Raw genomic sequence first — 7,541 nt, 5'->3', positions numbered from 1 at the left:
CGGGCCTGTTGTCGGGGCGTAAAGCGAAGCAGCCCCGACAACAGGCCCGCGGAGGCCCACCCCCGCACATTGAAAGCCCCGCGCAGCGGACACGGCCCCGCGCAGCGGGAAACGGCGACGAACCCGTCAATCAACCTGAGCCACCAACATCGAAGCCAAGCGCAGCGAACCGGTACCGTTGGCAGAATGAGCGGCACGCGGGAAGCGAAACGCACAGGCAGCGGTCCCCGTACGCTCGCTGAAGAGTTGCGGGGGCGGCCCGACGACGCCTTGGTCGCGCTGTTGCGGGCCCGGCCCGACCTGCTCAACCCGGTGCCCGGTGATCTCACCCAGCTCGCCACCCGGGCCGGCACCCGCGCCTCCGTGGTGCGGGCACTGGAGCGGCTGGACCGGTTCGCGCTGCAGACCGCCGAGGCCCTGGCCGTGGCCCCGGACCCGTGCCCGTACCCGGTGCTCGCCGGGCTGATGGCGGGGGACGAGCCGGCCGACCCGCGGATCGGCCGGGAGCTGCCGCGTGCCGTGGCGGACCTCCGGGAGCAGGCGCTCGTCTGGGGCGGTGAGGACCGGCTGCGTCTGGTGCGCACCGTCCGGGAGCTGCTGGCGCCCAGTGCCGCGCATCCTCCGCCGACCGGGCTGGGCCCGTCCGTCGCGGAGGCGACGGCCGGGATGTCGCCGGGACGGGTGCAGCAGATCATCGCGGCGGCGGGGCTGCCGGCGACGCACGACCCGGTGACGGCGGTCGCTTCGCTGGCGGCGCTGTTCGAGGACCGGCGGCGGATGGCGGAGCTGCTGGCGCAGGCCCCGGCCGAGTCGGCCGCCGTGCTCGGGAAGCTGATGTGGGGGCCGCCCTACGGCACGGTGACGGCCGATCCGGCCCGGCACCTGCGCTGGCTCCTGGACCGCGGGCTGCTGCTGTCGACGGGGCCGGGCGGGGTGGTCCTGCCGCGCGAGGCGGCCCTGCACCTGCGGGGCGGGCGGGCGCACCGGGAGCCGGAGCCGGTGGCGCCGGAGCTCGCGCCGGTCGCGGAGCACGACGCGCGGGTCGTCGACGCGACGGCGGCCGGGCAGGCTTTCCTGGCGGTGTCGACGGTCGAGGAGCTGCTGAAGGAGTGGGAGACGGGCGGCCCGCTGGTGATGCGGGCCGGTGGTCTGAGCGTCCGTGACCTCAAGCGCACGGCCGCCGCCCTGGACACCACGGAGGCCGCGGCGGCGTTCTGGGTCGAGCTGGCGTACGCGGCGGGGCTGCTGGCGTCGGACGGCGAGGTCGACGAGCGGTTCGTGCCGACGCCCACGTTCGACGACTGGCTCCTGCTGCCCGCCGAGCGGCGCTGGGCGCTGCTGGCGTCGGCCTGGCTCGCGGCCACCCGTACCCCGGGGCTGGTCGGCGGGCGGGACGCCAAGGGCCGCACCCTCGCCGCCCTGGGCCCGGACCTGGACCGCGCCCCGGCCCCGGAGGTCCGCCACCGGGTCCTGGCGCTTCTGGCGGGCCTGCCGGAGGGCGCGTCCGTCGCCCCGGACACGCTCCTGGCCCGCCTGCACTGGGAGCGTCCCCCGCGGCAGAGCGCCGACCCGGCCGTCGAAGACCTGCGGTCCCGGCTGGCGCGGTGGGCGCTGGCCGAGGCGGAGCTGCTCGGTGTCACCAACCGCGGCGCGCTGACCGCCCCCGGCCGTGCCCTGCTCGCCGGGGCGGCCACACGGCTGGAGACAGCGGCGGCCCTGCTGGCGCCGCTGCTGCCGGCGCCGCTCGACCACGTGCTGTTGCAGGCGGACCTGACCGCTGTCGCGCCCGGCCCGCTGGTGCGGCCGCTCGCGCAGACGCTGGGGGTGCTCGCGGACATCGAGTCCAAGGGCGGTGCCACGGTCTACCGCTTCACCCCCGCGTCCGTGCGCCGGGCGCTGGACGCCGGGCGGACGGCGGCCGATCTGAAGGCGTTCCTCACGGCCCACTCCCGTACGCCGGTGCCGCAGCCGCTGGCGTATCTGATCGACGACGTGGCCCGCCGCCACGGGCACCTGCGGGTCGGTGCCGCCTCCTCGTACCTGCGCTGCGACGACGAGGCCGTCCTCGCGGAGATCCTCGCCGACCGGCGCTCGGACCCGCTGCGGCTGCGCCGTCTCGCGCCGACGGTGCTGGCCTCGCAGGCCGCACCGGACGCCCTGCTGGAGGGGCTGCGGGGCATGGGGTACGCGCCGGCGGCCGAGTCCGCCGAGGGTGATGTGCTGATCAGCCGGGCGGACGCCCACCGCACCCCGCCGCGCACCGCGCCGGCCCCCGTGCCCGACGGCCCGCCGGTGCCCGACGCCACGCTGCTGGACGCGGCGGTGCGGGCCGTCCGCGCGGGTGACATGGCCTCGACCGCCGAGCGCAAGCCGGCCGCGGCGCCCGCGCCGGAGGCGGGCGGCCTGCCGCGCACCACGTCCGCAGACACGCTCGCGACGATGCAGGCGGCGGTCCTGACGGGCGCCGCCCTGTGGATCGGCTACGTCAACGCCGAGGGCGCCGCGAGCCAGCGGGTGATCGCGCCGGTGCGGGTGGAGGGCGGTTTCGTGACGGCGTACGACCACACGGCGGACGAGATCCGCACGTACCCGCTGCACCGGATCACGGGGGTCGCCGAGCTCGTCGACGAGGTGGCCGACTCCGTCTGAGCCGGGTCCGACCTCGCGATTTCCCCGCATGCGGCACACTGGACGTTTGGCCGCACGAGCCGACCGGCGCGTGACGGCCGACCGCGAGCGGAAAGGGCCCAGGCGCGTGAACGGACCTCTCATCGTCCAGAGCGACAAGACACTGCTTCTGGAGGTGGACCACGAGCAGGCGGACGCGTGCCGCCGCGCCATCGCGCCCTTCGCGGAGCTGGAGCGGGCGCCGGAGCACATCCACACCTACCGGCTGACCCCGCTGGGCCTGTGGAACGCCCGGGCCGCGGGCCACGACGCCGAGCAGGTCGTCGACGCGCTCGTCACCCACTCCCGCTACCCCGTGCCGCACGCCCTGCTCGTCGACATCGCCGAGACGATGGACCGCTACGGGCGGCTGCGGCTGCTCAAGCACCCCGTGCACGGGCTGGTCCTGGAGAGCACGGACCGCCCGGTGCTGGAGGAGATCCTCCGCTCGAAGAAGGTCCAGCCGCTGGTCGGCGCCCGGATCGACCCCGACACCGTCGCCGTGCACCCCTCCGAGCGCGGCCAGGTCAAGCAGACCCTCCTCAAGCTCGGCTGGCCCGCCGAGGACCTCGCGGGCTACGTCGACGGTGAGGCGCACCCCATCGAGCTGGACGAGAGCGGCTGGTCGCTGCGCCCGTACCAGCGGCAGGCCGTGGAGGGCTTCTGGCACGGCGGCTCGGGGGTGGTCGTGCTGCCCTGCGGCGCGGGCAAGACGCTCGTCGGCGCGGGTGCCATGGCCCAGGCCAAGGCCACGACGCTGATCCTCGTCACCAACACCGTCTCGGCCCGGCAGTGGAAGCACGAGCTGGTCAAGCGGACGTCGCTGACCGAGGAGGAGATCGGCGAGTACTCGGGGACGCGGAAGGAGATCCGTCCGGTCACCATCGCCACCTATCAGGTGCTGACGACGAAGCGGAAGGGCGTCTACCCGCACCTGGAGCTGTTCGACTCCCGGGACTGGGGCCTGGTCGTCTACGACGAGGTGCACCTGCTGCCGGCGCCGGTCTTCAAGTTCACCGCCGACCTCCAGGCACGCCGCCGCCTGGGCCTGACGGCCACCCTGGTCCGCGAGGACGGCCGCGAGTCCGACGTCTTCTCCCTCATCGGCCCCAAGCGTTTCGACGCGCCGTGGAAGGAGATCGAGGCGCAGGGCTATATCGCGCCCGCCGACTGCGTCGAGGTCCGCGTCAACCTCACGGACGCCGAGCGGCTCGCGTACGCCACGGCCGAGACCGAGGACAAGTACCGCTACTGCGCGACGACCGCGACGAAGCGGAAGGTCACCGAGGCGCTGGTCGCCAAGCACCGGGGCGAGCAGACGCTGGTCATCGGCCAGTACATCGACCAGCTGGACGAGCTGGGCGAGCACCTGGACGCGCCCGTCATCAAGGGCGAGACCACCAACGCCCAGCGCGAGAAGCTCTTCGAGGCGTTCCGGCAGGGCGAGTTGTCGGTGCTGGTCGTCTCGAAGGTCGCGAACTTCTCCATCGACCTGCCGGAGGCGACGGTCGCCATCCAGGTGTCGGGCACGTTCGGCTCCCGCCAGGAGGAGGCACAGCGCCTCGGCCGGGTCCTGCGCCCGAAGGCGGACGGCCACGAGGCGCGCTTCTACTCGGTGGTCGCCCGCGACACGGTCGACCAGGACTTCGCGGCCCACCGCCAGCGCTTCCTGGCGGAACAGGGCTACGCGTACCGCATCGTGGACGCGGATTCGCTGCTGGCCGACGAGGACGCCGCCTGAGTCCGTCCGGCTGGGCGGCGATCCGATCCCCCGAATGATTCCCGCTCGGTACGCTGGCGGGAGAGTCGCGCCATGGCAAGGAGAGAGCAGCATGTCCCATCAGGACATCTACGAGGTGTTGTACACCGAGCCGGCGGCCCGCGACCGTGACCGGCTGGACCCTGTCCGCAGGGCGTCGTTCGAGAAGGCGATCGAGATCCTCGCGCGCGATCCCTACACCGAGCTTTCGCGGCCCGTCGGCCCGGGCGAGCAGGACAGGGAAATCCGTCTCACGTCGCAGATCGTGGCCGAGTACATGATCTCGCGAGGGCGCCTGCTCCTCGTGGTCCTGAGGATCTTCGACGACGCGGACATCCTCCTGACCGAGGACTGACCCGCCGGGGTCACATGGCGCGTACGGCCCGCTTGTCGGCGGATTCGCCGAGGAGGACGACGCTGACGGCGGCGCCCGCGAAGACCTTGAGCGCGCGGAAGGCGCCGCCGAGGCCGGGCCGGGGCCGGCCGTCGGCGAAGGCGGTGGCGCCCGAGTGGGCGCCCTGGGCTGCGGTGGTGGAGGACGCGGTGTTCATGTGTTCCATGATGGTTTCTCCCCGTCCGCCGCACATCGGCCTGCCGGTGTAAAGACGTCGGGGTGCCGTAGGACCACAGGACCATGCCGCCCCCTACGCAAGGTGGACGGCGACCCTGAGACGCCCCCGGCCCGGGCGCGGAAAACCGTTCGCGCCCGGGTTTCCTGCTGGATACACTCACCGATTCCGCCGCCTCCCTCGCCTCATGGGAGCGCCCCCGACCGGACGGAAACCGGCGGGCTTCCGCTCACACCCGCCCGCACCCCGCCCGGAGGCCCCGCCGTGCCCGCGCAGCAAGTCCCGAACGACCCCCTTGAGAACGAGCGCGCCCACCTGTCCTCGTCCCGCACCGCGCTGCGCGCCATGCGCGCCGACGTCGAGTCCCTCGACATCAAGGACGTCACCGCGAACTGGGTCAACGCGGCCGTGCTGCGGAACCAGATCGAGCAGCGCGTCACCGCCCTGGCCGACCTCGCGCACACCCCGCTGTTCTTCGGCCGCCTCGACTACCTGCACGCCCCCGGCGCGGACCGGGCCGAGGGCGCCGGCGGCGAGCGCTTCTACATCGGGCGCCGGCACGTCCACGACGCGGACGGCGACCCGATGGTCATCGACTGGCGCGCCCCCGTCTCCCAGCCGTTCTACCGCGCCTCCAAGAAGGAGCCGATGGACGTGCGGATGCGCCGCCGCTTCGGCTACACGGGCGGGGAGTTGACGGCGTACGAGGACGAGGACCTGACCGACGCCGCCGGCGACGAGCAGCCGGGCCGGCTCCTGCGCAGCGAGATCGAGCGCCCGCGCGTGGGCCCCATGCGGGACATCGTCGCCACGATCCAGCCGGAGCAGGACGAGATCGTCCGCGCCGGGATCGGCGGCACGGTCTGCGTCCAGGGCGCCCCGGGCACGGGGAAGACCGCCGTGGGCCTGCACCGCGTCGCCTACCTCCTCTACGCGCACCGCGAGCGGCTGGCCCGCACCGGCACCCTGGTCATCGGCCCGAACCGGTCGTTCCTGCACTACATCGAGCAGGTGCTGCCCGCCCTCGGCGAGTTGAACGTCGCCCAGGCCACCGTCGACGACCTCGTGGCCCACGTGGAGGTCCGCGCCGCCGACACCGCGGCCGCGGCCGTCGTCAAGGGCGACGCCCGCATGGCGGAAGTCCTGCGGCGCGCGCTCCGCTCGGGCGTCACCATGCCGGCCGAGCCGCTCGTCGTCGTCCGCGGCTCGCGCCGCTGGCGGGTGCCCGCGTACGAACTGGAGGAGATGGTCCGCGAACTGCTGGCCCGCGACATCCGCTACGGCGCCGCCCGCGAGGCGCTCCCGCAGCGCATCGCGCACGCGGTCCTGGTCCGGATGGAGGAGGCCGGGGAGGCCCCCGACGACCGGGTGCAGGACGCGGTGGCCCGCAGCGCGGCCGTGAAAGCGGTGGTCAAGACGGTGTGGCCGCAGGTCGACCCGGCGAAGCTGGTCCTGCGGCTGCTGTCCGACGCGGAGTTCCTCGCGGAGCACGCGGAGGGCCTGCTGGACGCGCGGGAGCAGGCGGAGATCCTCATGCCAAAGCCGGCCCGCAGCGTGAAGTCCGCCCGGTGGACGGCCGCGGACGCCGTTCTGATCGACGAGGCGGCCGACCTGATCGCCCGTACGCCGTCGCTCGGCCATGTGGTCCTGGACGAGGCCCAGGACCTGTCCCCCATGCAGTACCGGGCCGTGGGCCGTCGCTGCACGACGGGTTCGGCGACCGTCCTCGGCGACCTCGCGCAGGGCACGACGCCCTGGGCCACGAACAGTTGGCCGGAGGCCTTGGCCCACCTGGGCAAGGCCGGGGCGCAGATCGAGGAGCTCACCCGGGGCTTCCGGGTGCCGCGCGAGATCATCTCCTACGCGTCACGCCTGCTCCCGTCGATTGCCCCGGGCCTGGCCGAGGCCACGTCGGTCCGCGACAGCGCGGGCTCCTTGCGCGTCCGGGCCGTCGAACCGGAGGCCCTGGACGCGGCGGTGCTCGACGCGTGCCGGGCGGCTCTCGCCGAGGAGGGCTCGATCGGCCTGATCGCCGCGGAACCCCGGATCCCGGCCCTGGCCGAGGCGCTGACGGCGGCGGGCCTGCCGTACCTGTCCCCCGGCGAGGAGACGTCGGCGGAGTCCCGGCTGACGCTGGTGCCGGCGACGCTGGCCAAGGGCCTGGAGTACGACTACGTGGTCCTGGACGAGCCGGCCGCGATCCTCTCCGCCGAGCCGGACGAACGCACGGGGCTGCGACGGCTGTACGTGGCGCTGACGCGGGCGGTATCGGGCCTCACGGTGGTGCACGCCGCGCCGTTTCCGCTGGCGCGGTAGTGGTTGGGGGTGGTCCTTGTCCGTTTCCCGCTGCGCGGGGGCGTGTCCGCTGCGCGGGGCCGCTCCGCTGCGCGGGGCGGGGCGTTGCCGGCTGCGCGGGGCGTTGCCGGGTGCGGCGCCGTTGCCCCTGCGGGGGGCGTTGTCCGCTGCGCGGGGCTTTCAATGTGCGGGGGTGGGCCTCCGCGGGCCTGTTGTCGGGGCTGCTTCGCTTTACGCCCCGACAACAGGCC

General features: G+C 74.2%; 5 protein-coding genes. 4 read left to right on the top strand and 1 reads right to left on the bottom strand.

Features of this window, described 5'->3' with window-relative positions:
* The first annotated feature begins 186 nt into the window (after positions 1-186).
* The 3 genes from ABZ951_RS33080 (at position 187) to ABZ951_RS33070 (ending at position 4,781) form a co-directional block, all read left to right on the top strand.
* Positions 187-2,649 (top strand): helicase-associated domain-containing protein, encoded by a 2,463-nt coding sequence (locus ABZ951_RS33080; RefSeq protein WP_344086409.1) that lies wholly within the window; start codon positions 187-189, stop codon positions 2,647-2,649.
* 106 nt (positions 2,650-2,755) lie between these two features.
* On the top strand, positions 2,756-4,408 hold the full coding sequence (locus tag ABZ951_RS33075; protein WP_344086412.1) for a DNA repair helicase XPB: 1,653 nt from the start codon (positions 2,756-2,758) through the stop codon (positions 4,406-4,408).
* Between the two features lie 91 nt (positions 4,409-4,499).
* Positions 4,500-4,781, top strand: a complete 282-nt coding sequence (locus ABZ951_RS33070; protein WP_344086415.1) for a hypothetical protein — start codon at positions 4,500-4,502, stop codon at positions 4,779-4,781.
* Between the two features lie 10 nt (positions 4,782-4,791).
* On the opposite strand, the gene ABZ951_RS33065 is transcribed toward ABZ951_RS33070, so the two are convergent.
* Positions 4,792-4,977: a hypothetical protein gene (locus tag ABZ951_RS33065; protein ID WP_361281665.1), complete on the bottom strand. Its 186-nt coding sequence runs from the start codon at positions 4,975-4,977 to the stop codon at positions 4,792-4,794.
* Positions 4,978-5,259: 282 nt separating this feature from the next.
* On the opposite strand from ABZ951_RS33065, the gene ABZ951_RS33060 reads away from it, so the two are divergent.
* Positions 5,260-7,311 (top strand): ATP-binding domain-containing protein, encoded by a 2,052-nt coding sequence (locus ABZ951_RS33060; RefSeq protein ID WP_344086421.1) that lies wholly within the window; start codon positions 5,260-5,262, stop codon positions 7,309-7,311.
* The last annotated feature ends 230 nt before the right edge of the window (positions 7,312-7,541 follow it).

It is taken from the genome of Streptomyces sp. NPDC046215, assembly GCF_040646215.1.
In the GTDB taxonomy this organism is placed as follows: domain Bacteria; phylum Actinomycetota; class Actinomycetes; order Streptomycetales; family Streptomycetaceae; genus Streptomyces; species Streptomyces stramineus.
This window is presented reverse-complemented; position numbering and strand designations above follow the sequence as displayed.

Coding starts and splice junctions, on each gene's coding strand:
- ABZ951_RS33080 (WP_344086409.1), top strand. CDS start 187: ATGAGCGGCACGCGGGAAGCGAAACGCACAGGCAGCGGTCCCCGTACG.
- ABZ951_RS33070 (WP_344086415.1), top strand. CDS start 4,500: ATGTCCCATCAGGACATCTACGAGGTGTTGTACACCGAGCCGGCGGCC.
- ABZ951_RS33065 (WP_361281665.1), bottom strand. CDS start 4,977: ATGAACACCGCGTCCTCCACCACCGCAGCCCAGGGCGCCCACTCGGGC.